Here is a 444-nt window from a genome sequence, read left to right on the forward strand (position 1 = left end):
TGTCGAAGGGGTCGGCGAACTCCGGGAACGCCTCGTACAAGCCCCTGACCTTAGACGCTCGCTGCGCACCCTGCGCAGTGAACAGGAACGCCACCCGACCAGAACCCGCAACACCCGTCAGACCACCCGACCCGGAAGCAACCGCGCCCAGACCACCGATCAACTCACCGGTCCCACCGGCTAGGACCACCGCCCGGTGAGCGAGCGCGGCACGGCGGATCGACGCCGCGCCGAGTGCCACCGGGTGAGCAGCGCCCACCTCGGCGCTGTCGATCAGCTGTAGAGCCTGAGCACGCAGGGACGCCTCGTCCGTACCGGACAACATCAACGGAGCCAGTGGAAGTTCCACTGCAGCAACGGAGGCGTCCTCGACCTGCTGTGGCTACTCCACGAACACGAGCCCGATGGAGACACAGACGCAGAACTCCGACACACCCTCCCCAA

Annotated in this window: 1 protein-coding gene; it reads left to right on the forward strand. The window is 66.7% G+C overall.

Annotated features, from left to right (window positions below; genetic code table 11):
• Nucleotides 1–184, forward strand: a 184-nt coding sequence (locus tag PUR56_RS16105; RefSeq protein WP_329949432.1) for a hypothetical protein, incomplete at its 5' end; no start/stop codon positions are given.
• Nucleotides 185–444 lie beyond the last annotated feature (260 nt).

It is taken from the genome of Streptomyces sp. BE303, from assembly GCF_036290945.1.
Taxonomy (GTDB): Bacteria; Actinomycetota; Actinomycetes; order Streptomycetales; family Streptomycetaceae; genus Kitasatospora.